This window comes from Nocardioides ginsengisegetis, from assembly GCF_014138045.1.
In the GTDB taxonomy this organism is placed as follows: domain Bacteria; phylum Actinomycetota; class Actinomycetes; order Propionibacteriales; family Nocardioidaceae; genus Nocardioides; species Nocardioides ginsengisegetis.
Window position 1 is genome coordinate 1,504,620 of the sequence record NZ_JACGXA010000001.1, and the last position, 25,381, is coordinate 1,530,000.

Consider the following 25,381-nt stretch of genomic DNA (forward strand, 5'->3'; position numbering starts at 1 on the left):
CCGGCGCTAGTCCAGGGCCCGGATCCCCCACGAGGCGGAGTGCTCGTCGCCCGGCTCGCCCGCGGCTGCGAGCGTCACGAGGTCCTCGCCGCTGCGGAACGCGTCGGCCTGGGCGGTCATCGGCTCGACGGCGAGCGAGCGGCGGGCGGTGCCGGGCACGTCGTCGGCGCTGAAGACCTGCATCCACGGGTGCTTCGCGTCCACCCAGAGCGCCACGCCGTGGCCGGTGGCCGGGTCGCGCAGCACCGTCGTCGCGATGCCCTGCTCGTCCCGGTCGAGGTCGGTGAAGGCGTGGTTCAGCACGGTGTCCCGGATCGGCCGCGCCACCCGGAAGTCGTACGTCGATCCCTCGACCGGCTCGCTCCCGACGGGCAGCAGCCGGTCGTCGACCACGGACCGGGTCGCGGCCGGGAGCGTCAGCTCCAGGTCGTCGACCTGGACGCCGAGGGTCAGGTAGGGATGCGCACCGGAGCCGAAGGGCGCTGCCGTCGCGGACATGTTGGTCGCCGTCTGGGTGACGGTCAGCCCGTCGGCGGACAGGTCGTAGAGCACGTGCAGGTCCAACGTCCACGGGTAGCCGGTCTGCGCCATCAGCCGGTAGACCAGCGAGACCGAGTTGGGGGAGTGCTCCTCGAGGGTCCAGGCGACCCAGCGCGCCAGCCCGTGGGAGGCGTTGTGGAGCCTCGGCTCGGTCAGCGGCAGCTGCAGGTCGCGCCCGCCGAACGTGTAGGCGCCGTCCCGGATCCGGTTGCACCACGGCATCAGCAGCTGCCCCCGGCCGCCGGGCGACATCTCGTCCTCGCCGAACCCGTCGACCACCGCTCGGCCCGCGTGCTCCAGCACGCGCAGGGCCGCACCGCTCTCGGTCACGACGGCGCGGTAGCCCCCGCCACGGATCTCGAACTGGTCACCACTGGGAGAAAGCATGTGGGCCACCCTATTCATGGTTACCGTTCCCGCATGGCCATCTCGGTGCGGGAGCTCGGCGACGCCGACGCGGAGGAGTTCGGGCGGCTCTCGGCCGTGATCGACGCGGACCACCCGACGCCGCTGCGGCTGTCGGCGACGGAGTTCCGCGAGGTCCTCGAGTTGCCCGGCACCCGCTTCCTCGGCGCCTTCGACGACGGCACCCTGGTCGGGTGGGCCGGCTTCCTGGCCAGCGTGCAGCCGGAGTCGCAGCGCTTCCTCGTCGACGGGGACGTCGACCCAGCCCACCCCTTCGCCGTCCTCGGCGTGCTGCTGGGGAGGGTGCTCGACGCGGCCCGCGCCTGGCACGCCGACACCGAGCCGGGGCTGCCGGTGCTCTTCGTCAACCGGGCCGCGTCCGGGCGGGCCGAGCACGAGGAGCTCGTGGGCGCCCTCGGCTTCGAACCCGAGCGCTACCGCTTCCTCATGGTCGCCGACCTCGACGACGTGCCGACGCCCGGTCCGGTGGCCGACGGGCTCACCCTCACCGAGTTCGACCCGGAGGACAGCGAGCTGCTCCGCGCATGCCACAACGAGGTCTTCCGCGACTACCCGAACGGGGCCTCGGCGGACCGGGACAACTGGGAGGGCTTCATGCTCGCCGCGAGCCACGTGCGCCACCACCTGTCCTTCGTGCTGACCGACGCCGACGGCGCGGTGGCGTCCTACGCCTTCGCGCACGAGTACGCCGTCCCCGTCTCGGGCCGCGACGGCCACCGCGAGGTCTACCTGCCCTACATCGGCACCGCCGCGGTCCACCGCGGACGAGGCCTCGCGTCGGACCTGGTCGGTCGCGTCCTGCACGCGGCCGCGGCCGAGGGCTGCACCTCGGCCAGCCTCGACGTCGACGCGGAGAACCCCGCCGGCGCGCTGGGGGTCTATGAGCGGGCCGGGTTCCGCCAGCACCACACGTTCGTCGAGTACGCCCTCAGGGAGCCTGCGGGGGAGTGACCCCCGTGCCGTCGACCCGCAGGTCGGCCCGGCGCTCGGTCTCCTCCACGGCGAAGAGCGCCGCCTCGTCGAGCATCCACTGCCGCCACCGGTCGGTGAGCTCCACGCCGTCGCGCTCGAGGCCGCGGGCGAGCCGGAGGTCGGCGGGCGCCGACACCCACGCCAGCACCGTCGTCAGGTCGGTGTGCGACCGCGCCCCGGACGCGACCCCCTCCAGCACGAGCAGCGGCACGGGCTCGACGGTCACGGTCTCGGCGTAGGAGCCGGCCACCCAGTCGTAGCGGCGGTAGCTCCCCGGCCGTCCCGCCGCCAGCGGCCGCAGGAGCCGCTCGAGCTGGTCGGTGATCCGCGGGAGCCCGTCCCAGCCGTCGTACAGGTCGTCCATGTGGACCACGTGGGTGCCGGGGTGCGCGGCTGCCACCGCGGCGGCCAGGGTGGTCTTGCCTGACCCCGCGGGGCCGTCCAGGCAGACCAGGCGGCCGTTGCCCAGCGTCGCGTCCCGGGCCAGCGCGAGCGCGAGCACGGCTGCAGCCGCCTCAGAAGGCGAGGCCATGTCCCCGATAGGTCGGCACCGAGTCCACGATCGCGTCGCCCGCCAGGAGGTGCGCCGTCGTCGTGTGCTCGAAGGGCTCGCCCGACTTGGCGTGCCGGAACCACACGAGATCGCCGATCGAGAGCAGCCCGGCCGCGTGCCCGGTCAGGGGGGTCTGCACCTCGCCGGCACCTTCCAGCCCGGTCAGGTGCAGACCGGCCGGAGCCCACGGCACCGGCAACCGGTCGTCGCCGGCCGGTCCGGACGCGACGAGTCCGCCCCCGTGCACGGTGGCGATCTGGTCCGATGGGCGGCGCACGACCGGCAACGCGAAGTACGACGCGGGGCGCGGCTCGAAGGACTGGTAGTGGTCGAAGAGCGTGGGCACCAGCAGCCCCGAGCCGGCGGTGACCTCGGTGACGACCGGGTCGGCGGCCGAGACCTCGATCGAGCCGGAGCCGCCGGCGTTCCAGAACTCCAGCGCCACGATCTCGGCCAGCGCCTCGGCGATCTCCCGGCGGCGGACCTCGAGCTGGCTGGACGACAGGGACTTCATCCGGCGCACGACCAGCGACCGGGCCCGTCGGCCGGGTACGTCGTCGGGCAGCCCGGCCACCTGGCCCTCGTAGGTCATGGCCCCGACGAGCCGGAACCCCCCGCGGGAGCAGATCGTCCGGGCGAGGTCGAGCACCGCGGAGGCGTCGTACAGGGGGGAGCGCTTGGGGCCGACGTGCTGGCCGCCCATGCGGAGCCCGGCGTCGACGTCGATCGCCACCCGGACGGGCACCGCCAAGGAGGCGCGCACCGAGTCGACGAGCTCGAGGTGGGCCGCGTCGTCGACCATCAGGGTGATGTGCGAGGCGGCCGACGGCGACTCCACGAGCCGGGCCAGCGCACCGCGGTCGGTGGAGGGGTAGGCCACGACGACGTCGTCGGTGATGCCGTGCTCGTGGAGCCACAGGGCCTCGCGCAGCGTGTAGGCCAGCACGCCGCGGAAGCCGTCGTGGGCCAGTGCGCGCTCGATGAGCGCCGGGACCCGCAGCGACTTGGACGCGACGCGGACGGGGGTGCCTGCCGCGCGGCGGACCAGGTCGGCGGCGTTGGCGTCGAACGCGTCGAGGTCGACCACCATCAGTGGTGTGGGCAGCGCCTCGGGGTGGGCAGCGACGGCGTCGTTCAGCCGGGACCACAAACGGTTGCGGTCCACGAAGTCGTGCTGCCTCACGAGATCCCGCGCTTGCGCAGGATGGCCTCGATCTCGTCCATCCCGTCGTCACCGAGCGCCGGGGCCCCGCGCTGCGAGGACGGCGGGAGCTCACCGGACTTCCGGCGGAGCCTCTTGCCGCCGTGCTTGTCGGCTGCGGGCTTGCCGCCGAGCTGCCGGGTGCGGATCGCGCCCGACACCACGATCAGCGTGGCGGAGATGCCGGCCAGCACCACGCCGATCCACACGGAGGGGTCGAAGGCCAGGTGCAGCGCCCAGAAGGAGACCGCCGAGCCGATCTTCGTGAACATCTCGAGGGTGTTGGTGAGCCAGGCCGCGGCGGGCAGCAGGGTGAAACCGGCAGCGCGCAGGCCGGAGGCGATGCCCCGCCGTCGGAAGGCGATCCAGGTCCAGATCCCCCCGAGCAGCGTGAGCGTCAGCGTGAGGGCTCCCCAGGTGACATCGTCCACGCCCCCAGCGTTGCACGCTGGGGGCGCGGACACACGTGTCAGGCCAGTGCGGCGAGCCGTTGCTCGGCCGGGGCGGTGCCCAAGAGCCCGCGACGGCGCAGGTGCGGCATCACACCCTCGGCGAACCAGTAGGCCTCCTCCACGTGCGGGTAGCCCGAGAGGATGAACTCGTCGATGCCGAGCCGGTGGTACTCCTCGAGCCGGTCGGCGACCTCCTCGTGGCTGCCGACCAGGGCGGTGCCCGCGCCGCCGCGGACCAGGCCGACGCCCGACCAGAGCCCGGGCGAGACCTCGAGCTCCCGCGCATCGGCGTACGACGCCTCGCCGCTGCGCAGCGCCAGCATCCGCTGCTGGCCGGTCGACTCGCTGGCGCGCAGCGCGGCCTGGGCCTTGGCGATGGTCGCCGGGTCGAGCCCGTCGAGCAGCCACTGGGCGTGCTGCCAGGCCGCCTCGCTGGTGTCGCGGGAGAGCGTGTGGATCCGCAGCCCGAAGCGCAGGGTGCGCCCCTGGGCGGCGGCGAGGTCGCGCATCCACGCGATCTTCTCGCGGACCAGCTCCGGCGGCTCGCCCCACGTCAGGTAGACGTCGGCGTGCCTGGCCGCGACCGGCCCGGCCGGCCCGGACGACCCACCGAAGTAGATGTCCGGTGCCGTGATGCCGCCGCTGACCATCGCCCCCTCGGCCCGGAAGAACTCGCCGTCGAAGTCGAACGGCGCGTCGGCCCAGGTGCCCCGGACGACCGACAGGAACTCCTCGGTGCGGGCGTACCGCACGTCCTTGGGGTCGGTGTCGCCGAAGCGGGCCTGCTCCCGGGGCTCGCCGCCGGTCACGACGTTGAGCATCAGGCGGCCGTTGCTGATCCGCTGGTAGCTCGCGGCCATCTGCGCGGCGAGGACGGGGTTGATCACCCCCGGCCGGAAGGCCACGAGGAACTTCAGCCGCGACGTCTCGCTCAGCAGCGCGGCCGTCGTGAGCCAGGCGTCCTCGCAGAACGTCCCGGTCGGGGTCAGCACGCCCTCGAAGCCGAGCTTCTCGGCCGTCCGGGCCACGTCCGCGAGGTAGTCGATGCTCGGCTCGCGGAAACCGTCCGCGCCCGCGAAGGTCTCGCGCAGGTTGCGCACCTCGCCGGGCACGCCCTGGCCCGCGCCGACCAGCGACCGGCTGTCTCCCGACGTCGGGAGGAACCAGTGCAGCTTCACGCCGTCGGTCGGGGCCATCTCACTTGCCCGTCGTGTCGTCGTTGAAGGCGTCGGAGAAGAACGGCGAGACGTCGATCTTCCCGGGCAGCAGGCCGTTCTCGGAGAACGCGTCGGCCATGCCCTGCTCGGAGTCGATGACCTCCTGGGTGATCGGGACCAGGGAGACGTCGCGCTTCTTCGTGGCGGCCAGGGTGATGTCCTCGCTCAGCCCGGTCTCCTCCGACCAGACCTTGGCCCACTCCTCCTTGTGCGTGGAGGACCAGACCTGGGCCTTGGCGATGCGGCCGACGTAGTCCTTGAGCGCGGCGGTCGTGGCCGGGTCGTCGAGGGCGGCCTGCGAGGCGATCTGGAAGACGTAGCCGTTGACCAGGCCCTTGCCGGTGGTGATGACGCGGGCGCCGGCCTCCTTCTCGGCCTGGGAGGTGAAGGGCTCCCAGATCGCCCAGGCGTCGAGGTGACCGGACGAGAACGCCGCGAGGGCGTCCGCGGGCTGGAGGTTCTGCACGGACACGTCGCTGTACTTCAGCCCGGCCTTGTCCAGCTGCGCGAGCAGGTTGTAGTTGGCCGAGCTTCCCTCGGCGACGCCGACGGTCTTGCCCTTGAGGTCGGACACGGACTTGATGGGGGAGTCCTTCGGCACCACGATCGCGTCGCCGGTGCCGCCGTACGTCGCGGCCTGCACGGCCTGGAAGGTGCCCTTGGCGGCCGCCGCGAAGAGCGGGGGCGTGTTGCCGACGCCGCCGATGTGGATCGAGCCGGCGTTGAGCGCCTCGAGGAGCGGCGGTCCGGAGGTGAACTCCTGCCACTGGACCTCGTAGGGGAGGTCGTCGAGCTCTCCGGCGGCCTGGAGGAGGGCCTTGGAGCCGCCCTTCTGGTCACCGACGATCAGGGTCACCTTGGACAGGTCGACCGAGCCGTCGGACTTGACCGCGCCCTCGTTGCCGGTCGCGGCGCCGCCGCAGGCCGACAGCATCGAGAGCCCGAGGAGGGCTCCGGCGGCGGCGAGGAGGGTGCGGCGGGTGCGGGGGATGGGGGTGCTCATGCTGCTCCTTGGTTGCGGTTGTTCAGTGCGTTGTTGAGCGGGTTGCGGTTCGGGTTGGGCGGGGTCGGCTTCACGCCGAGGGCACGGAGGATCTCGGCCCGGGCGCCCGCGATCTCGGGGTGCGACGGCGGCCGGTCCGAGCGGGGCTGGGTGATCTGCCAGCTCTGTGCGAGGCGCCCCTCGTCCATGACGACGAGCCGGTCGGCCAGTGCCAACGCCTCGTCGACGTCGTGCGTGACCAGCAGGACGGCCATGGAGTGCCGCCGCCACAGCTCGATCACGAGCTGGTGCATCTCGATCCGGGTCAGCGCGTCCAGCGCGCTGAACGGCTCGTCGAGCAGCAGCAGCGACGGGTTGCTGACCAGTGCCCGGGCCAGCGAGACGCGCTGGGCCTGGCCGCCGGACAGCTCGCGGGGCCAGCTGCCGAGCTTCTCCGACAGACCGACCTCGGCCAGCGTCTGCTCGGCGAGCTGGTCGCGCTCGCGCCGCTCGGGCGTGTTGAGCAGCGCGAGCGCGACGTTCTCGTGGACCCGGCGCCAGGGCAGCAGCCGGGGCTCCTGGAAGGCGACCGACGTACGGCCGTTGATCGCGACCTCGTCGGCGGGCGCCTGGTCGAGCCGGGCCAGGCTGCGCAGCAGCGTGGACTTGCCGCACCCGCTGCGACCGAGCAGTGCGACGAACTCGCCGGGCCGGACCGCGAGGTCGATCGACCGCAGCACCTGGGTCTTGCCGAACGAGCGGCTGTGCCCGCGCACCTCGGCGACGTACTCGCCGGAGGCGGACAGCGGGGGACGGGTGGTCTTCAGGCGCGCCATGCGAGGGCCCTTCCTTCGATGAATCGGACGACCGCGTCGGTCGCGAGACCGAGCAGGCTGTAGACGGCCAGGCCGACGACGATGACGTCGGTCTGCAGGAAGTCCCGGGCGTGGTTGATCATGTAGCCCAGTCCGGAGTGGGCGCTGATGGTCTCGGCCACGATCAGCGAGAGCCAGGCGATGCCCAGGCTCTGCCGCAGGCCGACCAGCGTCTGGGGGAGCGCCCCCGGGACCACCACGTGGCGGATGCGCTGGGGCCAGCTCAGCCCCATGGCCTGCGCCGCCTCGGAGGTCTTGCGGTCGATGCTGTGGATGCCCGCCAGGGTGTTGAGGTAGAGCGGGAACGAGACGCCGAGCGCGATCAGCGCGAGCTTCGGGGCCTCCCCGATCCCCATCCAGATGATGAAGAGCGGGATGAGGCCGAAGTGCGGGAGCGTGCGCAGCATCTGCATCGGTGGGTCGATGGTGTTCTCGCCGAGGCCGCTGAGCCCGGCCAGCACCGCGAGCACGAGGCCCACGGCCGCGCCGATCGCGAAGCCGATGGCCACCCGCTGGATCGACACGAGCGTGGCGGTGCCGAGGGTGCCGTCCTGGACGAGGCCGACCGCGGTGACCGCGATCTGCTGGGGCGAGGCGATGGTCCGTTCGGGGATGACCCCCGCGCTGCTGAGCACCTGCCACAGGGCAACGAGGACGATCGGCGAGACCCATCTGCGGAGGAACGCCAGGGGTGAACGCCGGCGGACGCCGCGGCTCCTGGCTCGAGGTGGGGCGGGCGGAGCCGCCAGGGTTGTCGTGGACATGGGCCAATGTCTACGGACTTAATCAACTTAAATCAAGTGAAACACTCGACTTTGGACACGTGCGCCGTGTCACGTCGACCTGGTGTAACGCTCCCCGTGCGGCATCGGGGAGCATGGCTGCGTGACCGAGCCGCTCCGCCAGATCCCCGACGCGACCTTCGCCGGCGACACGGGCGAGGCTGCGCCCGAGGTCGCGGCCGCGCTGGCCGCGTGGGACGCCGACCCCACGACGTACGCCGAGGCGCTGGCCGCCCTCCAGCAGGCCCGGTTGCTGGTGCCCGTCGTGGCCGTCCTCGGCGAGGTCGAGATCGACGAGGCCGGGCTTGCGCACGACAAGAGCAGCGACATGGCGGCGGTGCTGCTCAAGGGTGCCGACGGACGGCTCGCGCTGCTCGCGTTCACCGGCCAGGAGTCCCTCCTCGCGTGGAACCCGCAGGCCCGCCCGGTCCCCGTCACGACGCAGACGGCCGCGCAGGCGGCGCTCCAGGACGGTGCCGCTGCCCTGGTCGTGGACGTCGCCGGGCCCGCCACGTTCGTCATCGAGGGCGAGGACCTCGAGGGGCTCGCCCGGGGGTGGCGCCTCGCGCGCGTGGGGGAGCGGTCGGCGTGGATTCGCACCACCCCGGAATGATCCGCTAGCATCCTGCGTTGACCGATCAGTGCGTCATGCATGCATGACGTGCCGATCACACCAAGCGGAGCCAGCAGCATCGTCTCCCACCCGCATCGACCGCCCTGCACCACAGGTCGTCGGGTCCGGTCCGAAGGGCTTCGGCCTCGGCATGGTTCGTCCGTGCCGCTCCGTGGCTCTTCGCAGGTACGAATCCCTCGTGGGTGACGTGTCGCGACTGGCTTCCGCTTGAGCAAGCGGAAGCCATTGTTGATTTCTGGGGCCTGTCCCCGGTCGATGGCGGCCTCCGGCCCGTTATCCACCAGGAGGACACATCAGCACCGAGCTTCGAATCAACGACCGGATCCGGGTTTCCGAGGTCCGCCTCGTTGGCCCCAGTGGCGAGACCGTCGGCATCGTTCCCACCGCCGACGCCCTGCGCCTTGCCCAGGAGGCTGACCTCGACCTCGTCGAGATCGCCCCCATGGCCCGCCCGCCGGTCTGCAAGCTCATGGACTACGGCAAGTTCAAGTACGAGAACGCGCAGAAGGCCCGTGAGGCGCGTCGGAACCAGACGAACGTGATCATCAAGGAGATGAAGCTTCGTCCGAAGATCGACGCTCACGACTACGAGACCAAGAAGGGTCACGTGGTCCGGTTCCTCAAGGCCGGCGACAAGGTCAAGATCACGATCATGTTCCGCGGTCGCGAGCAGCACCGTCCCGAGCTCGGGTTCCGGCTGCTGCAGCGCCTGGCCGAGGACGTCACGGAGCTGGGCTTCGTCGAGTCGTCGCCCAAGCAGGACGGCCGCAACATGATCATGGTGCTCGGCCCGCACAAGAAGAAGGCCGACGCCAAGGTCGACATGCAGGCCGCCAAGGAGTCGAAGGCCGCCGAGCGTGCTGCCCTCGAGGCGGACGAGCGCGCCGAGCGCGACGCAGCCCACGCCGCTGGGCCGGTTGCGCAGAAGAAGGAACGTGGCCGCTCGGAGAACCTCGACCCCGAGATCGACGCCTGACCCCCACGAATGTCTGGCCGCGCACCGCCGCGGCCGTCACCTGTACGACGAGTAGAGAGAACGAGAGATGCCGAAGAACAAGACGCACTCGGGCGCCAGCAAGCGCTTCCGCGTGACCGGCTCGGGCAAGATCCTTCGCGAGAAGGCGGGCAAGCGCCACAACCTGGAGAAGAAGCCCTCCAAGGTGACCCGTCGCATGACCGGCACGGTCGAGCTCGCCAAGAGCGACGTCAGCCGCGCGAAGAAGATGCTGGGTCTCTGACCCCGTTCGCACCCAGTTCGGTGGTCGTGGCCCTCGCTCGACCGCACCAGAAGATTTGAAGGAGTAAGACAGTGGCACGCGTCAAGCGGGCAGTAAACGCCCAGAAGAAGCGCCGGGTAGTCCTCGAGCGCGCCAGCGGTTACCGGGGTCAGCGTTCGCGCCTCTACCGCAAGGCGAAGGAGCAGGTCACCCACTCGCTGGTCTACAGCTACAACGACCGGCGCAAGAACAAGGGCAACTTCCGCAAGCTCTGGATCCAGCGCATCAACGCTGCGGCCCGCGCGCAGGGGATGACCTACAACCGCTTCATCCAGGGCCTGGCGCTCGCCGGTGTCGAGGTCGACCGCAAGATCCTCGCCGACCTGGCCGTCAACGACGTCGCCGCGTTCAACGCGCTCGTCGAGACCGCCAAGGCCGCGCTGCCCGAGGACGTCAACGCGCCCAAGGTCTCGGCCTGAACGTCGCGCCCCTGACCGTGGGCAACACCCAGGTCAAGGAAGCACGCAAGCTCAGCCGCCGCTCGGAACGCTCCGAGCGGCGGCTCTTCCTTGCCGACGGTCCGAAGGCCGTCGAAGGCGCCCTCGGAGTCCCCGGCTGTGTGGTCCAGGTCTTCGCGACCCCCGCCGCCACCGAGCAGTACGCCGACCTCGCGGCCGCAGCCGAGCGCTGGACCCTGGTCGACGACCGGGCCCTCGCCTCGCTCAGCGACAGCGTCAACCCCGCCGGCGTGGTCGCCCTGTGCCGGTTCCTGGACCGTCCCCTCGAGCACGTCCTCGACGGCGACCCGCGCCTCGTCGCGATCTGCGCCGACATCCGTGACCCCGGCAACGCCGGCACGGTCATCCGCTGCGCCGACGCGGCCGGCGCCGACGGCGTGGTCTTCGCCGGGCACTCGGTCGACGCCTACAACCCCAAGACGGTGCGCGCCAGCGTCGGTTCGCTGTTCCACCTGCCGGTGGGCGTCGATCCCGAACCGGCGAGCGCCGTACGCGCTGCGCAGGCGGCCGGGCTCGTCGTGCTCGCCGCCGACGGTGCGGGCGAGGTCGACCTCGACGAGGCCGGCGACCTGCTGGCCCGGCCCACCGCCTGGCTCTTCGGCAACGAGGCCTGGGGCCTCCCCGCCGAGCTCGCGGCCCTGGCCGACCACCGGGTCCGCATCCCCATCCACGGTCGCGCGGAGAGCCTCAACCTCTCCACGGCCGCCGCCCTGTGCCTCTACGCCTCCGCCCGGGCCCAGCGCGCCTGATCGCGGGCTCGTCGCTGACGGAGTCACTAGGGTGGCTCCCGTGACCGACGCCCAGTCCCTGGCGGACTCCCTCGCCGACGGTGTCGTCGCGGCCGACGCCGACGGCCGCGTGACCCTCGTGTCCAGCGTCGCGGCCCAGATGCTCTCCATCGAGGCCGAGGAGTGTGTCGGCAAGCCGCTCGAGGACGTGCTCGCCCTGCAGGACCAGGAGGGCAACCACTGGTTCTCCACCAACCGCCCCTACGAGGGCCTGCCGACCCGGACCGCAGTGCCCGAGCAGTCCTGGCTGGTGCCCGACGGCACCGAGGTCCTCGTCGTGGCCCGGATCCACCGCCCCGCCCTGCACCACCCCGTCAGCAGTGTCGTGGTCAGCATCCGCTCGGGCCGTGGTCGCGCGCGCCTCGACCGGGAGCGCTCCGACCTGGTCGCGACCGTGGCCCACGAGCTGCGCTCGCCGCTGACCGGCGTGAAGGGCTTCGTCCAGGCGCTGCTCAACCGCTGGGACCGCCTCAGCGACGACCAGAAGAAGCTGATGCTCACCACGGTGAGCGTCGACTCCGACCGGCTCAGCCGCCTCATCGCCGAGCTGCTCGACGTCGCGCGCATCGACACCGGCCGGCTCCAGCTCTACCCGCGGCCCAGTGACGCCCGGGTGCTGGTGGGTCGCGTCGTGGACTCGGCCCGCGCGACCACCAGCCGGACCATCGAGCTGGTCACGGCCGACGACCTCGACGACATCCAGGTCGACCCCGACAAGTTCACCCAGGTGATCACCAACCTGGTCGAGAACGGCCTGCGGCACGGCGACGGCACGGTGACCGTGCGGCTCGAGCCGGTCCACGGCACTCCCGACTTCGGGGACGGTGTGCAGGTCACGGTGGACGACCAGGGTCGCGGCATCCCGGTCGAGCTGCGCCGCCGGGTATTCACGAAGTTCTGGCGAGGTGGCGAGCGCGGCGGCTCGGGCCTGGGGATGTACATCGTCCACGGTCTCGTGCGCGCCCACGGCGGCACCGTCACCATCGACGACGCCCCCGGTGGGGGCGCCCGGGTCGTGCTGGGCTGGCCGTGCGAGGACCGCCGGCACGACTGAGGGGTGGGACCGGCGGCCAACCGGTTCGCGCGACGATCGACGTACTTCCTAGACTTGCGGCGCACGCCGGGACCGGCGCGCACAGCTGGAGAGGCAGTCATGTCGGGACCGAACACCGATTACGACCCCGTGGAGGTCACCCCCTTGAAGCCCGAGGAAGTCGAGAGCGCGCGCGACGCCGCCCTGGCCGCCATCGCCGCGGCCGCCGACCTCGAGGAGCTCAAGCAGGTCCGCATCGAGCACGCGGGGGACCGGTCGGCGCTCGCCCTGGCCAACCGTGAGATCGGCGCGCTGCCCCCGCAGGCCCGCAAGGAGGCCGGCCAGCGGATCGGCCAGGCCCGCGGCGCGGTCAACAAGGCCCTCGCCGAGCGACAGGCCGTGCTCGAGGTCGAGCACGAGGAGCGGATGCTGGTCGAGGAGACCGTCGACGTCACCCTGCCGACCGAGCGTGTCGCCCGCGGCGCCCGTCACCCGCTCACCACCGGCGCCGAGCGGATCGCCGATGTCTTCCTCGCCATGGGCTGGGAGGTCGCGGAGGGGCCGGTCATCGAGGCCGAGTGGCTCAACTTCGACGCCCTCAACCTCGGCCCGGACCACCCCGCACGCACCATGCAGGACACGTTCTGGACCGACCCCCAGGACAACGGGATCGTGCTCCGCACGCACACCTCGCCCGTCCAGGCGCGCACCATGCTGACGCGCGAGCCCCCCATCTACGTCGTGTGCCCCGGTCGCGTCTTCCGCACCGACGAGTACGACGCCACGCACAGCCCGATGTTCCACCAGGTCGAGGGCCTCGCCATCGACGAGGGCATCACCATGGCCAACCTCAAGGGCACCCTCGACCACTTCGCCGCGTCGATGTTCGGCGAGGGGATCAGCACGCGGTTCCGCCCGTCGTACTTCCCCTTCACCGAGCCCAGCGCCGAGGTCGACCTGGTCTGCTTCGTGTGCCGCGGCGCCGAGGGCGTCGTGGAGTCCTGCCGCACCTGCCGCGGCGAGGGCTGGATCGAGTGGGGCGGCTGCGGCATCGTCAACCCGCGCGTCCTGGCCGCCTGCGGCGTCGACAGCGAGCGCTACACCGGCTTCGCGTTCGGCATGGGCATCGACCGCACGCTGATGTTCCGCCACGGCATCGAGGACCTCCGCGGGTTCTTCGAGGGCGACGTCCGCTTCACCACTGCTTTCGGAACGGAAATCTGAGATCTCATGAAGGCCCCTGTCTCCTGGATCAAGGAGTACGTCGACCTCCCCGCCGAGGTGTCCACCGAGGCGCTCGCCGCCGAGCTGACGGCCCTCGGGCTCAAGCTCGAGGCGATCGAGAAGCCCGGCGACCAGATCACCGGCCCGCTGGTGGTCGGTCGGGTGCTCACCAAGGACCCCGAGCCGCAGAAGAACGGCAAGACGATCAACTGGTGCACCGTCGACGTCGGCGACGCCAACGGCACCGGCGAGCCGCAGGGCATCGTCTGCGGTGCGCACAACTTCGAGCCCGGGGACCTGGTCGTCGTGGTGCTGCCCGGTGCCGTCCTGCCCGGGGACTTCGCGATCTCCGAGCGCAAGACCTACGGCCACCTCTCGGCCGGCATGATCTGCTCCACCTCCGAGCTCGGCCTGGGCGACGACGGCCAGGGCGGCATCATCGTGCTGCCCGCGGGTGCCGGCGAGCCCGGCGACGACGCCTTCGCGGTCCTGGGGCTGCGCGACGAGGTCATCGAGTTCGAGATCAACCCCGACCGTGCCTACGCGCTGTCACTGCGCGGCGTGGCCCGCGAGGCCGCCCTGGCCTACGGGGCGCCGTTCACCGACCCCGCACAGCGACCCGTCCCCGCGGCCAACGGAGAGGGCCACCCGGTCGTCATCGACGACCCCGCCGGCTGCCCGGTCTTCGTGGCGCGCCAGGTGAGCGGGTTCGACCCCACCGCCACGACCCCCGACTGGATGGCCCGCCGGCTCACCCAGGCCGGCATGCGTCCGATCTCGCTGGCCGTCGACGTGACCAACTACGTCATGCTCGAGCTCGGCCGGCCGATCCACGGCTACGACGCCGACAAGCTGGCCGGCCCGATCCGGGTCCGCCGCGCCACGGCCGGTGAGCGCCTCACGACCCTCGACGGGACCGCGCGCGTGCTGTCCGAGCAGGACCTCGTCGTCACCGACGACTCGGGCATCATCGGCCTCGGCGGCGTGATGGGCGGCCAGACCACCGAGATGTCCGAGACGACCACCCGGGTGCTGGTCGAGGCGGCCCACTGGGACGCGACCTCGATGTTCCGCACGGGCAAGCGGCACAAGATCTCCTCGGAGGCCGGCAAGCGCAACGAGCGCGGCGTCGACCCCGCCATCACCGAGGCCGCGGCCGACCGGGTGGTCGAGCTGCTCGTGGCCTACGGCGGCGGCACCGCCGAGCCGGGCGTGACCGTCGTCGGGACCGTGCCCGACCGCACCTCGATCCGGATCGCCTACGACCTCCCCGCCCGCATCACCGGCATGTCCATCGACGCCGAGACGACGGTGACCAACCTCGAGGCGGTCGGCTGCGAGGTCACCCGCGACGACTCCGGTGTCGAGGCCCTCGTCCCGACGTGGCGCCCCGACCTGAACGACCCCTTCGACCTGGTCGAGGAGGTCGCGCGCATCGAGGGCTACGCCAACGTGCCCTCGGTCCTGCCCAACGCCGGCTCGGGTCGTGGACTGACCCGGGAGCAGCGGCTCCGCCGCCGGATCGGCCGCACCCTGGCCGGCGCGGGCTGCGTCGAGGTGCTGAGCTTCCCGTTCGTCGGCGAGGCGACCTTCGACGCGCTCGGCCTGGCTGAGGACGACAGCCGGCGCCACACGGTCCGGTTGGCCAACCCGATGTCCAGCGAGGAGCCGGCGTACACCACCACACTGCTGCCCGGCCTCTTCAAGGCGGCCGCGCGCAACCTCGGCCGCGGCGCCCCGGGCGTCGCTCTGTTCGAGACCGGCACGGTCGCCTTCCCGGCCGACCGCGGCCCGGCCCCGATCTACGGCGTCGAGTGGCGCCCGAGCCCCGACGAGCTGGAGAAGCTCTTCCAGGCGATCCCCGACCAGCCGCTGCACCTCGCGGTGGTCCTGGCCGGTGAGCGCGAGCGCTCTGGCTGGTGGGGTGCTGGTCGCGAGGCCGGCTGGTCCGACGCGATCGGCATCGTGCGCCGCCTCGCTGCCGAGCTCGGCGTCGAGACCTCGGTGGCCGCCGTCGCGCGCACGCCGTGGCACCCCGGTCGCTGTGCCGAGGTCTCGGTGGGAGAGCAGGTCATCGGCCACGCCGGCGAGCTGCACCCGCGCGTGTGCCAGGCCTTCGGCCTCCCGCCGCGGACCTCCGCGGTCGAGATCGACCTCGACCTGCTGATGAAGCACGCCCGTGACATCCAGCCGGGTCCGCGCTTCTCGACCTTCCCGGTCGCCAAGGAGGACGTCGCCCTCGTGGTGGCCGACTCCGTCACGGCGTCCGCGGTCGAGGATGCGCTCCGCGAGGGCGCGGGCGACCTGCTGGAGTCGATCCGCCTCTTCGACGTCTACACCGGTGACCAGGTCGGCGCCGGCCACAAGTCGCTGGCGTTCAACCTGCGCTTCCGGGCGCCGGACCGCACCCTGACCGAGCACGAGACCAGCGCCGCCCGCGACGCCGCGGTCGCGCTCGCCGCCGAGCGCACCGGGGCGGTGCAGCGGGCGTAGGGGCTCAGCCTGGAGGCACGTTCAGTCGATGGGGTGGTTCACGGCCTTGCGGAAGTGGCCGTAGATCCCGCGGTCGCCGTGCACCTTGATCTCCGCGTCGTCGCTGCGCCGCCATAGCCAGGCGTCGAGCGCCCCGGCCGGGCCCTCGATCACTGCGTCGGGCTCGGCCCTCGGGGCGTCGACGACGCGGATGTCGTCCTCGTCGACGTCGGTACCGTCGGCGGGGTTGGTGCCGGTGAAGCGGCCGACCTGCACCCAGACGCTGTCTCCGGTGTCGGTGCAGTCGACCCGCAGGAAGTGCTGCAGCGGGTGCCAGGTGCCCCACGACGGCGCGGCGCCGAACATCACGTCGAGGCACTCCTCCACCCCGTCGGCCGCCAGCCTCGGGTCGAGCGGGGTCACCGCGCCGGCGGCCTGCTCGGCGTCGAGGCGGTGCACGAGCGCCTCGTGCGCCTGGCGACGATGGATGAAGCCGACGGTCTGCTCCGCCGACCACGTCCAGGCGGTGTCCGCGGGATCGGCCTTCCCCAGCTCGGTGACGAGCTGCGCCGAGTAGTCGTCGAACGCCTCGAGCAGCGCGTCGTGGCCCTCCGGCCGCTCGGGTCCGTCGTCGGAGTCGTCGGGGGAGTCAGGGCGCTCGCGGACCGTCCGCGCCCAGAACCACTGCGTCTCGGCGAGGTGCCAGAGCAGGTCGTCGGCGTCCCACGCCGGACATCCCGGGACCCGCGCCGCCGGGTCGCAGTCGGTGAGCACCTCGCGGAAGCGATGTGACTCATCCCGGATGGCACGGAGGTAGTCACGGAACTCGATGTTCGCCATGCTGGGCAACCTAGTCCCGCTCGCCGACGGTGCGCACTCCCTCGGCCGGGCCATCTCGGGCCCACCCATCCCCTTGCACATGACCATGCGCTGGCTTGTATAGTCATGCACATGACGAGGAAACGGGTCGCGGTCGCCGGAGCCAGTGGGTACGCCGGGGGTGAGGTGCTCCGTCACCTGCTCGCGCACCCGGAGGTCGAGATCGGCGCCCTCACCGGCGCTTCCAACGCGGGGGAGCTGCTCGGCACGCTCCAGCCGCACCTCGTGCCGCTCGCCGACCGGGTCCTCGACCCGACCGACCTCGAGACGCTCTCGGGCCACGACGTCGTCTTCCTGGCGCTTCCCCACGGGCAGAGCGGCGAGATCGCGCGCCAGCTGCAGGCGGAGGACCCCTCGGTGGTCGTCATCGACTGCGGTGCGGACTTCCGGCTCCAGGACCCCTCGGCCTGGGAGAAGTTCTACGGCGGCGAACACGCCGGCACCTGGCCCTACGGCCTGCCCGAGCTGCCGGGCCAGCGCGCCCAGCTCGCCGGCGCGACCCGGATCGCCGTGCCCGGCTGCTACCCGACCGTCTCCACGCTCACCCTGGCCCCGGCCATCGCCAACGGGCTCGTCGAGCCCGACGTGGTCGTGGTCGCCGCCTCCGGCACGAGTGGTGCCGGCAAGGCCGCCAAGCCGCACCTCCTGGGCTCGGAGATCATGGGCAACGCCAGCGCCTACGGCGTCGGCGGCACCCACCGCCACACCCCCGAGATCACCCAGAACCTCTCCGGCCTGCTCGGCGAGGACGGCGGGACGGTCGCGGTGAGCTTCACGCCGCTGCTGGTCCCGATGCCCCGCGGCATCCTGGCCACCTGCTCGGCGCCGCTGAAGGCGCCGCTCACCGCGCAGGAGGCGTACGACGCCTACGCGAAGTTCTACGCCGACGAGCAGTTCGTCCACGTGCTCCCGCAGGGCCAGTGGCCCCAGACCAAGTCGGTCACCGGCTCCAACGCGGTCCACGTCCAGGTGACCGTCGACGAGGCCGCCGGCCGGCTGGTCGCCGTCGGCGCCGTCGACAACCTCGCCAAGGGCACCGCCGGTGCCGCCATCCAGTGCATGAACCTCGCCCTGGGCCTCGATGAGGGCCTGGGCCTCACCTCGGTCGGAGTCGCACCGTGACCTACACCCTCCAGCAGTTCCCCGAGAAGCTCGCGGTCGTCAAGCTCCCGCCCGGCGCCGAGATCCCGGCCTGGGCCGAGTCGGCCTCGCTCTTCTCCATCACGGCGACCGCCCTGGAGACCTCGCTGGTCTGCGCCGGACGTGACGTCCCGACCAAGGTGGTGGCCCGCAAGGGCCTGACCGGCTTCGCGGTCGAGGGCGCCGAGGACAACCAGCAGGCGGGCGTCCTGGTGCAGCTCCTCGCCCCGCTCGCGGAGGAGGGGATCAGCGTCTTCACGATCTCGACCTTCTCCACCAACTGGATCCTGGTGCCGCTCGAGCAGGCCGACGCCGCGGCCGAGGCCTGGCGACGACGAGGGGAGACCGTCGAGGTCGCCACCCCCGTCACCCCCACCAGGCAGTCCCGGCAGTCGAAGCAGTCCGGGCAGTCCAAGAAGGACAAGCGATGAGCATCACCACCCCCCAGGGCTTCCGCGCGGCCGGCGTCAGCGCCGGCCTCAAGGCCAACGGCGGCAAGGACCTCGCGCTGGTCGTCAACGACGGTCCGCGCCACGACTCCGCCAGCGTCTTCACCAGCAACCGCTGCAAGGCCAACCCGATCCTGTGGAGCCAGGAAGTCGTCAAGGACGGTGTCGTCCGGGCCGTGGTCCTCAACTCCGGTGGTGCCAACTGCTACACCGGCGCCGAGGGCTTCCAGACCACCCACGCCGTCGCCGAGCAGGTCGCCGGCAACCTCGGGATCGGCGCGATCGACGTCGTCGTGTGCTCCACGGGGCTGATCGGCCTGGCCAACCCGCGCCAGAACCTCCTCGACGGCGTCGACGAGGCGTACGCCGGCCTCGGCGACCACGGTGCCGAGGCGGCCGAGGCGATCATGACCACCGACTCGGTCAGCAAGCAGGTGCTCGTCGAGGGCGCCGGCTGGTCGGTCGGGGGCATGGCCAAGGGGGCCGGCATGCTCGCGCCCCAGCTCGCCACCATGCTCGTGGTGCTGACCACCGACGCGGTCGTGCCGGCGGCAGACCTGGACGCGGCCCTGCGCGCCGCGACCCGGGTCAGCTTCGACCGCCTGGACTCCGACGGCTGCATGTCCACCAACGACACGGTGACCGTGATGGCCAGCGGTGCCAGCGGGATCACCCCCTCGCTGCCCGACTTCATCGAGGCCCTGACCCAGGCCTGCACCGACCTGGCCATGCAGCTGCTGCGCGACGCCGAGGGCGCCGACCACGAGATCGCGATCACCGTCCTCAACGCCGCGACCGAGGACGACGCGGTCGAGGTCGGCCGCAGCGTGGCCCGCAGCAACCTGTTCAAGGCGGCCGTCTTCGGCAACGACCCCAACTGGGGCCGGGTGCTGGCCAGCATCGGCACGACCGACGCGGCCTTCGACCCCGCCGACCTCGACGTGGCCATGAACGGCGTGTGGGTGTGCAAGCAGTCCACCCCGCACGCCGACCCCGCCACGGTCGACCTCAAGCAGCGCGAGGTCAGCGTGACCATCGACCTCAAGGCCGGGTCCGAGCGGGCGACGGTCTGGACCAACGACCTGACCCACGCCTACGTGCACGAGAACAGCGCCTACTCCTCATGAGTGACGAGACGAGCGACCAGATGAGCGACGACACGTCCCACCAGCCGACCGCCGCCGACCACGGCAAGGCGGCCGTACTGGCCGGCGCCCTGCCCTGGCTGAAGCGCTACCACGGCAAGATCGTCGTGGTGAAGTACGGCGGCAACGCCATGACCGACGACGTGCTCAAGAAGGCCTTCGCCGAGGACATCGCGTTCCTGCGGTTCGCCGGCTTCCGCCCTGTCGTGGTCCACGGCGGCGGCCCGCAGATCTCCCAGATGCTCGACAAGCTCGGCATCGAGTCGGAGTTCCGGGGCGGCCTCCGGGTCACCACCCCCGAGGCGATGGACGTGGTCCGGATGGTCCTGGTCGGCAAGGTCCAGCGCGAGCTGGTCGGCCTGATCAACCAGCACGGCCCGCTCGCCGTCGGCCTGTCCGGCGAGGACGCCGGCCTGTTCACCGCCACCCAGACCAACACCATCGTCGACGGCGAGGAGGTCGATCTCGGCCTCGTGGGCGAGGTCGCCGAGGTCCGCCCCGAGGCGGTGCTCGACCTGATCGAGGCCGGCCGCATCCCCGTCGTCTCCAGCGTCGCCCCCGACGTCCACGGCCGCGTACACAACGTCAACGCCGACACCGCCGCCTCGGCCCTGGCCGTCGCGCTCGGCGCCGAGAAGCTGCTCGTCCTCACCGACGTCGAGGGCCTCTACCGCGACTGGCCCGACAGCGACGACGTGATCTACGAGATCAGCCCCGAGTCCCTCTCCGAGCTGATGCCCTCCCTGGCCTCGGGCATGGTGCCCAAGATGGCCGCCTGCCTCCAGGCCGTCCAGGAGGGCGTCCCGCGCGCCACGGTCGTCGACGGCCGCGAGAAGCACGCGGTCCTGCTCGAGCTGTTCACCGACGAAGGAGTCGGCACCCAGGTCCTCCCGGGTGTCACCACCAAGATCAGGAAGGCCCGGCCATGACGCACCCCACCAGCAGCGACTGGCAGGACCGCTACGCCGGCTCGCTGATGAACACCTTCGGCCCGCCGAAGGCCACCCTGGTCCGTGGCCAGGGCGCCCACGTCTGGGACGCCGACGGCAAGGAGTACGTCGACCTCCTCGGCGGCATCGCCGTCAACGCGCTCGGCCACAACCACCCCGCGCTCGTCGAGGCCGTCACCGGTCAGCTCTCGACGCTGGGCCACATCTCCAACTTCTTCGCCAGCGGCCCCCAGGTCGAGCTCGCCGAGAAGCTGCTCGGCCTGCTCGGGGCCGACGGCAAGGTGTTCTTCACCAACTCCGGCGCCGAGGCCAACGAGGCCGCGTTCAAGCTCACCCGCCGCACCGGCCGGACCCACGTCGTCGCGGCCGAGGGTGGCTTCCACGGCCGGACCATGGGCGCGCTGGCGCTCACCTCCAAGGAGGCCTACCGGACCCCCTTCGAGCCGCTCCCGGGTGACGTCACGTTCGTGCCCTACGGCGACGCCGAGGCGCTCGCCGCCGCCGTCACCGACGAGACGGCCGCCGTCCTCCTCGAGCCGATCCAGGGTGAGGCCGGCGTGGTCCTCCCGCCCGACGGCTACCTGGCCGCCGCGCGCGAGATCGCGACGCAGCACGGCGCCCTGCTCTGGTTCGACGAGGTGCAGACGGGCATCGGCCGCACCGGCCGCTGGTTCGCCCACCAGGGCGTCACCCCCGACATCGTCACCCTGGCCAAGGGCCTGGCCGGCGGCTACCCGATCGGCGCCATGATCGGCGTGGGGGAGGCGGGCGACCTGTTCGAGCCCGGCAACCACGGCACCACCTTCGGCGGCAACCCGGTCGCGTGCGCCGCCGCACTCGCAGTGCTCTCGACCATCGAGAACGACTCGCTGCTCGAGCACGTCACGGTGCTCGGCCAGAAGCTGCGCGATGGCCTGGCCGCCGACCCGCGCGTGACCGAGGTCCGCGGCGAGGGCCTGCTCATCGGCCTCGACCTCGTGGCCGAGAAGTCGGCCGACGTCTTCGCCTCGGCGCTGGCGCACGGCTTCATCATCAACAACCCGACCCCGTCGCGGATCCGGCTCGCGCCGCCGCTCGTCCTCACGGACGACGACGTGGCCGCGTTCCTGGCCGCGTGGCCCACGATCCTGGACGAGGCGATGGGGGAGCAGTCCTGATGCGCCACTTGCTCCGCGACGACGACCTCACCCCGGCCGAGCAGGCCGCGGTGCTCGACCTCGCCTTCGAGATGAAGCAACACCCCTACGACGCCAAGCCGCTCGCCGGCCCCCGGACCGTCGCGATGATCTTCGACAAGCAGACCCTGCGCACGCAGGCCTCGTTCGCGGCCGGCATCGCCGAGCTCGGCGGCCATCCCATGCTCGTCGACGGCACGCTGGCCGGGATCGGCGTGCGCGAGTCGGTCGAGGACGTCGCCCGGGTGCTCGGCCGCCAGGCCAGCCTGATCGTGTGGCGGACCTTCCAGCAGGCGCGCCTCGAGACGATGGCCGCCCAGGCGGGTGTCCCCGTCGTCAACGCCCTCACCGACGACTTCCACCCCTGCCAGCTGCTGGCCGACCTGCTCACCGTCCGCGAGCACAAGACTGAGCTCGCCGGGCTCACGGTCGCGTTCCTCGGCGACGGCGCCTCCAACATGGGCAACTCCTGGCTCCTGGCCGGCGCCACGGCCGGCATGCACGTCCGGGTCAGCTCGCCCGACGGCTACGCGCCAGACTCCGGGGTGACCGCCCGCGCGGCCGAGATCGCGGCCACGACCGGCGGCTCCGTGCTCCTCGAGCCCGATCCGCAGGCCGCGGTGAAGGGCGCCGACGTCGTGGTGACCGACACGTGGATCTCCATGGGCAAGGAGGACGAGGCAGCAGCGCGCGCCGAGGTCTTCGGCCCCTACTCGCTCACCGAGGACCTCTTCGCCGAGGCCCGACCCGACGCGATCGCCATGCACTGCCTGCCGGCCTACCGCGGCAAGGAGATCGCCGCCGAGGTCCTCGACGGCCCGCAGAGCGTCGTGTGGGACGAGGCGGAGAACCGCCGTCACGTCCAGAAGGCGGTGCTCGCCTGGCTCCTCGGCCACGCCCGGGAGGACCTCGCATGAACGACGCAGCCCTCCGCCCGGCCACCAAGAGCGCGCGCCACCAGCAGATCATCGAGCTGGTCACCCAGCACGAGGTGCGCTCGCAGACCGAGCTGGCCGACCTGCTCGCCCACCAGGGCGTCCACGTCACCCAGGCCACCCTGTCGCGCGACCTCGTCGAGCTCGACGCGGTCAAGATCCGCGCGCAGTCCGGCGGCCTGATCTACGCCGTCCCCGCCGAGGGCGGCGACCGGCGCCCCACGGCCCCCCGCGAGACGGCCGCCGGGTCCCACCGGCTCGCCAAGCTCTGCGGCGAGCTGCTGGTCAGCGCGGAGGCCAGCGCCAACCTCGTCGTGCTGCGCACGCCGCCGGGTGCCGCGCAGTACCTCGCCTCGGCGTTCGACAAGGCCGACCTCCCCGACCTCCTCGGCACCATCGCCGGCGACGACACCGTCCTGGTGATCGGCCGTGACCCGCTCGGCGGCGAGGCGCTGGCCCGACGATTCCTGGCGCTCGCCGACGCCCACACCCCCTCGGCCCCCTGACTTCTTCCCCCCACCACGTAAGGAACCCATTCCAGTGAGCAAGGTCCTGACCTCCCTCCCGGTCGGCGAGCGCGTCGGCATCGCCTTCTCCGGCGGCCTCGACACCTCCGTCGCCGTCGCCTGGATGCGGGCCAAGGGTGCGGTGCCCTGCACCTACACCGCGGACATCGGGCAGTACGACGAGCCCGACATCTCCGGCGTGCCCGACCGTGCCCTCCAGTACGGCGCCGAGATCGCCCGCGCCGTCGACTGCCGCCCCCAGCTGGTCGAGGAGGGCCTGGCCGCGCTCGCGTGCGGCGCCTTCCACATCCGCTCCGGTGGGCGCACCTACTTCAACACCACGCCCCTGGGCCGCGCGGTGACCGGCACGATGCTGGTCCGCGCGATGCACGAGGACGGCGTCGACATCTGGGGCGACGGCTCGACGTTCAAGGGCAACGACATCGAGCGGTTCTACCGCTACGGCCTGCTCGCCAACCCCGAGCTGCGCATCTACAAGCCCTGGCTGGACGCCGAGTTCGTCGCCGAGCTGGGCGGTCGCACCGAGATGAGCCAGTGGCTCACCGAGCGCAACCTGCCCTACCGCGACAGCAAGGAGAAGGCCTACTCGACCGACGCCAACATCTGGGGCGCCACCCACGAGGCCAAGACCCTCGAGCACCTCGACGTCTCGCTGGAGACCGTCGAGCCGATCATGGGCGTGAAGTTCTGGGACCCGTCGGTCGACATCGCGACCGAGGACGTCACCATCCGCTACGAGGCCGGCCGTCCGGTCGCCATCAACGGGGTCCGGTACGACGACCCGGTGGCCCTGGTCCACGAGGCCAACGTCATCGGCGGCCGCCACGGGCTCGGCATGTCCGACCAGATCGAGAACCGCATCATCGAGGCCAAGTCCCGTGGCATCTACGAGGCGCCGGCCATGGCGCTGCTCTGGATCGGCTACGAGCGGATCCTCAACGCCGTCCACAACGAGGACACGATCGCCAACTACCACGCGCAGGGCCGCCAGCTCGGGCGCCTCATGTACGAGGGCCGCTGGCTCGACCCGCAGGCGCTGATGATGCGGGAGGCCATCCAGCGCTGGATCGCGTCGCTGGTGACCGGGGAGGTCACGCTCCGGCTGCGCCGGGGCGAGGACTACTCGATCCTGCGCACCGACGGCCCGGCGTTCTCCTACCACCCCGACAAGTTGTCGATGGAGCGCACCGACAACGCCGCGTTCGGTCCCACCGACCGCATCGGCCAGCTCACGATGCGCAACCTCGACATCGCCGACTCGCGCTCCAAGCTCGAGGCCTACGCCGCCCAGCCGCTCGACCAGGGCCAGGTCCTCGTCGAGCACGGCACCCTCTTCGGGGAGCTGCCCGCCGGTGGCTTCGACCGCATCACCGACAACCCGGGTGCCGACGACGCCGAGGCCCTGGACCACGCCGCCATGGAGTTCGGGACCGACTGACATGACGCAGCCCGGATCCACCAACACCGGCAAGCTGTGGGGCGGCCGCTTCGAGGGCGGCCCCTCACCGGAGCTGGACGCGCTGTCGCGGTCGACCCACTTCGACTGGCGGCTCACGCCGTACGACCTGGCGGGCTCCCACGCCCACGCCAACGTGCTGCACGCCGCGGGGCTGCTCACGGACGCGGACGTGGCCGAGCTGCACCGGGGCCTGACGGCGCTGGGGGAGCGGTACGCCGCCGGCACGCTCGTGCCGGCCCCCTCCGACGAGGACGTCCATGGCGCCCTCGAGCGGCTGCTGCTCGAGGAGGTCGGCGCCGAGGTGGGCGGCCGGCTCCGGGCGGGACGCAGCCGCAACGACCAGGTCGCGACGCTGTTCAAGGCCTTCCTGCGTGACCACGCGCGGGTGGTCGCCGGCCAGGTGCTCGACCTGGTCGAGGCGCTCGCCGTGCAGGCGCGGGACCACCTCGACGTGATCATGCCGGGGCGCACGCACCTGCAGCACGCCCAGCCCGTGCTGCTCGCGCACCACCTGCTCGCCCATGCGTGGCCGCTGCTCCGCGATGTCGACCGGCTCCGTGACTGGGACACCCGGGTGGCCGCCGAGTCGCCCTACGGCTCGGGTGCGTTGGCCGGCCAGAGCCTGGGCCTTGATCCCGAGGCCGTCGCCGCGGAGCTCGGGTTCACGGGCTCGAGTGCGAACTCGATCGACGGCACCGCCGCCCGCGACTTCGTGGCGGAGTTCGCCTTCGTCACGGCCATGATCGGCGTGGACGTCAGCCGCTTCGCCGAGGAGGTCATCCTCTGGTCGACGCGCGAGTTCGACTTCGTCCAGCTGCACGACTCCTGGTCGACGG

Annotated in this window: 27 protein-coding genes (1 of these 27 running past the window's edge); 18 read left to right on the forward strand and 9 right to left on the reverse strand. The window is 72.0% G+C overall.

Annotated features, from left to right (window positions below; translation table 11 throughout):
- Positions 1-6: 6 nt before the first annotated feature.
- Positions 7-927 carry an aldose 1-epimerase family protein gene (locus tag FB382_RS07090; protein ID WP_182537942.1) on the reverse strand — a complete coding sequence of 307 codons (921 nt, stop codon included), beginning with the start codon at positions 925-927 and terminating at the stop codon, positions 7-9.
- A 33-nt stretch (positions 928-960) separates the two neighbouring features.
- Between FB382_RS07090 and FB382_RS07095 the strand changes: the two genes are divergently transcribed.
- Positions 961-1,917 (forward strand): GNAT family N-acetyltransferase, encoded by a 957-nt coding sequence (locus FB382_RS07095; RefSeq protein WP_182537943.1) that lies wholly within the window; start codon positions 961-963, stop codon positions 1,915-1,917.
- Here the strand turns inward: FB382_RS07095 and FB382_RS07100 are convergent.
- From FB382_RS07100 to FB382_RS07130, 7 genes are read right to left on the reverse strand one after another with little or no spacing between them, the layout of a single operon-like run.
- Positions 1,895-2,470, reverse strand: coding sequence for a uridine kinase family protein (locus FB382_RS07100; RefSeq protein WP_182537944.1), 576 nt, complete (start codon positions 2,468-2,470; stop codon positions 1,895-1,897). The two genes, FB382_RS07095 and FB382_RS07100, sit on opposite strands and share 23 nt — an antisense overlap.
- Positions 2,454-3,674: an amino acid deaminase/aldolase gene (locus FB382_RS07105; protein ID WP_343055513.1), complete on the reverse strand. Its 1,221-nt coding sequence runs from the start codon at positions 3,672-3,674 to the stop codon at positions 2,454-2,456. The genes FB382_RS07100 and FB382_RS07105 overlap by 17 nt, the downstream gene beginning before the upstream one ends.
- Positions 3,671-4,123: a cellulose synthase gene (locus tag FB382_RS07110; RefSeq protein ID WP_182537945.1), complete on the reverse strand. Its 453-nt coding sequence runs from the start codon at positions 4,121-4,123 to the stop codon at positions 3,671-3,673. Before FB382_RS07110 ends, FB382_RS07105 begins: the two co-directional genes overlap by 4 nt.
- A gap of 38 nt (positions 4,124-4,161) precedes the next feature.
- Entirely contained in the window at positions 4,162-5,340 is a 1,179-nt protein-coding gene (locus FB382_RS07115) for an LLM class flavin-dependent oxidoreductase (RefSeq protein WP_182537947.1), read from the reverse strand.
- 1 nt (position 5,341) lies between these two features.
- Positions 5,342-6,364 (reverse strand): ABC transporter substrate-binding protein, encoded by a 1,023-nt coding sequence (locus tag FB382_RS07120; RefSeq protein ID WP_182537949.1) that lies wholly within the window; start codon positions 6,362-6,364, stop codon positions 5,342-5,344.
- Positions 6,361-7,179, reverse strand: coding sequence for an ABC transporter ATP-binding protein (locus tag FB382_RS07125; protein WP_182537951.1), 819 nt, complete (start codon positions 7,177-7,179; stop codon positions 6,361-6,363). The genes FB382_RS07120 and FB382_RS07125 overlap by 4 nt, the downstream gene beginning before the upstream one ends.
- A complete protein-coding gene (locus tag FB382_RS07130) occupies positions 7,167-7,982 on the reverse strand; it encodes an ABC transporter permease (RefSeq protein WP_125035839.1) in 816 nt (271 codons plus the stop codon). Before FB382_RS07130 ends, FB382_RS07125 begins: the two co-directional genes overlap by 13 nt.
- Before the next feature lie 121 nt (positions 7,983-8,103).
- On the opposite strand from FB382_RS07130, the gene FB382_RS07135 reads away from it, so the two are divergent.
- The 8 genes from FB382_RS07135 to pheT all read left to right on the forward strand — a co-directional run bounded on the left by FB382_RS07135 (position 8,104) and on the right by pheT (position 15,907).
- The gene (locus FB382_RS07135; RefSeq protein ID WP_343055514.1) at positions 8,104-8,613 is read left to right on the forward strand and encodes an SseB family protein; all 510 of its coding nucleotides are present in this window, start codon (positions 8,104-8,106) and stop codon (positions 8,611-8,613) included.
- A gap of 343 nt (positions 8,614-8,956) precedes the next feature.
- The gene (infC, locus tag FB382_RS07140; RefSeq protein WP_373994688.1) at positions 8,957-9,610 is read left to right on the forward strand and encodes a translation initiation factor IF-3; all 654 of its coding nucleotides are present in this window, start codon (positions 8,957-8,959) and stop codon (positions 9,608-9,610) included.
- Between the two features lie 67 nt (positions 9,611-9,677).
- Positions 9,678-9,872: a 50S ribosomal protein L35 gene (rpmI, locus tag FB382_RS07145; RefSeq protein ID WP_125035842.1), complete on the forward strand. Its 195-nt coding sequence runs from the start codon at positions 9,678-9,680 to the stop codon at positions 9,870-9,872.
- Between the two features lie 71 nt (positions 9,873-9,943).
- A complete protein-coding gene (gene rplT, locus FB382_RS07150; RefSeq protein WP_125035843.1) occupies positions 9,944-10,330 on the forward strand; it encodes a 50S ribosomal protein L20 in 387 nt (128 codons plus the stop codon).
- An 11-nt stretch (positions 10,331-10,341) separates the two neighbouring features.
- Positions 10,342-11,118 carry a TrmH family RNA methyltransferase gene (locus FB382_RS07155; RefSeq protein ID WP_246377709.1) on the forward strand — a complete coding sequence of 259 codons (777 nt, stop codon included), beginning with the start codon at positions 10,342-10,344 and terminating at the stop codon, positions 11,116-11,118.
- Positions 11,119-11,158: 40 nt separating this feature from the next.
- A complete protein-coding gene (locus FB382_RS07160; RefSeq protein ID WP_182537953.1) occupies positions 11,159-12,211 on the forward strand; it encodes an ATP-binding protein in 1,053 nt (350 codons plus the stop codon).
- 99 nt (positions 12,212-12,310) lie between these two features.
- Positions 12,311-13,414: a phenylalanine--tRNA ligase subunit alpha gene (gene pheS / locus FB382_RS07165; RefSeq protein WP_182537955.1), complete on the forward strand. Its 1,104-nt coding sequence runs from the start codon at positions 12,311-12,313 to the stop codon at positions 13,412-13,414.
- 6 nt (positions 13,415-13,420) lie between these two features.
- Positions 13,421-15,907, forward strand: a complete 2,487-nt coding sequence (gene pheT / locus FB382_RS07170) for a phenylalanine--tRNA ligase subunit beta (protein ID WP_182537957.1) — start codon at positions 13,421-13,423, stop codon at positions 15,905-15,907.
- Between the two features lie 21 nt (positions 15,908-15,928).
- Here the strand turns inward: pheT and FB382_RS07175 are convergent, their stop codons facing one another.
- Positions 15,929-16,726 (reverse strand): maleylpyruvate isomerase family mycothiol-dependent enzyme, encoded by a 798-nt coding sequence (locus tag FB382_RS07175; RefSeq protein WP_182537959.1) that lies wholly within the window; start codon positions 16,724-16,726, stop codon positions 15,929-15,931.
- 105 nt (positions 16,727-16,831) lie between these two features.
- Here FB382_RS07175 and argC point away from each other — a divergent pair, with 105 nt between their 5' ends.
- The 9 genes in view from argC to argH are tightly spaced (at most 34 nt apart) and all read left to right on the forward strand, a layout consistent with a single transcriptional unit that may run on beyond the window.
- Complete coding sequence (gene argC / locus FB382_RS07180; RefSeq protein WP_220481287.1) at positions 16,832-17,887, forward strand: N-acetyl-gamma-glutamyl-phosphate reductase; 1,056 nt, start codon at positions 16,832-16,834, stop codon at positions 17,885-17,887.
- The gene (locus FB382_RS22825) at positions 17,884-18,336 is read left to right on the forward strand and encodes an ACT domain-containing protein (protein ID WP_125035850.1); all 453 of its coding nucleotides are present in this window, start codon (positions 17,884-17,886) and stop codon (positions 18,334-18,336) included. Before argC ends, FB382_RS22825 begins: the two co-directional genes overlap by 4 nt.
- A complete protein-coding gene (gene argJ, locus FB382_RS07190) occupies positions 18,333-19,481 on the forward strand; it encodes a bifunctional glutamate N-acetyltransferase/amino-acid acetyltransferase ArgJ (RefSeq protein WP_182537962.1) in 1,149 nt (382 codons plus the stop codon). The genes FB382_RS22825 and argJ overlap by 4 nt, the downstream gene beginning before the upstream one ends.
- A gap of 20 nt (positions 19,482-19,501) precedes the next feature.
- The gene (gene argB / locus FB382_RS07195) at positions 19,502-20,428 is read left to right on the forward strand and encodes an acetylglutamate kinase (RefSeq protein ID WP_182537963.1); all 927 of its coding nucleotides are present in this window, start codon (positions 19,502-19,504) and stop codon (positions 20,426-20,428) included.
- Positions 20,425-21,606: an acetylornithine transaminase gene (locus FB382_RS07200; RefSeq protein ID WP_182537964.1), complete on the forward strand. Its 1,182-nt coding sequence runs from the start codon at positions 20,425-20,427 to the stop codon at positions 21,604-21,606. Before argB ends, FB382_RS07200 begins: the two co-directional genes overlap by 4 nt.
- Positions 21,603-22,541, forward strand: coding sequence for an ornithine carbamoyltransferase (gene argF, locus FB382_RS07205; protein WP_182541396.1), 939 nt, complete (start codon positions 21,603-21,605; stop codon positions 22,539-22,541). The genes FB382_RS07200 and argF overlap by 4 nt, the downstream gene beginning before the upstream one ends.
- Positions 22,538-23,065: an arginine repressor gene (locus FB382_RS07210; protein WP_182537965.1), complete on the forward strand. Its 528-nt coding sequence runs from the start codon at positions 22,538-22,540 to the stop codon at positions 23,063-23,065. The genes argF and FB382_RS07210 overlap by 4 nt, the downstream gene beginning before the upstream one ends.
- A gap of 34 nt (positions 23,066-23,099) precedes the next feature.
- On the forward strand, positions 23,100-24,524 hold the full coding sequence (gene argG / locus FB382_RS07215) for an argininosuccinate synthase (protein WP_125035855.1): 1,425 nt from the start codon (positions 23,100-23,102) through the stop codon (positions 24,522-24,524).
- 1 nt (position 24,525) lies between these two features.
- Positions 24,526-25,381 carry the 5' portion of an argininosuccinate lyase gene (gene argH / locus FB382_RS07220; RefSeq protein WP_182537966.1) on the forward strand. The gene runs 569 nt beyond the window's last position, so only the first 856 of its 1,425 coding nucleotides appear in the window; the start codon lies at positions 24,526-24,528; the stop codon falls past the right edge of the window.